Below are 220 nucleotides of genomic sequence, written 5' to 3' on the forward strand. Positions count from 1 at the left end.
GTTATGAAAAAGGCTACAACCTTATCTTGTGTAACACCGAAGGCGATAGCGAACGTATGAAATCGTCTATCGATACACTACTACAAAAGCGTGTCGATGGCTTAATGCTGATGTGCTCTACCCTTGAAGGCGAGCATATCGACGTATTCGAGCGTTACCCAGAACTGCCTGTTGTAGTGATGGATTGGGGCCCAATGCTGTTTGCGAGCGACAAGATTCA

General features: G+C 46.4%; 1 pseudogene. It reads left to right on the forward strand.

Annotation, left to right across the window (positions count from 1 at the left end):
• Positions 1 to 220 (forward strand): annotated as a pseudogene (locus tag A3712_RS18625) (transcriptional repressor PurR); the annotation flags it as partial.

Source organism: Vibrio sp. HI00D65, from assembly GCF_001635455.1.
GTDB lineage: Bacteria > Pseudomonadota > Gammaproteobacteria > Enterobacterales > Vibrionaceae > Vibrio.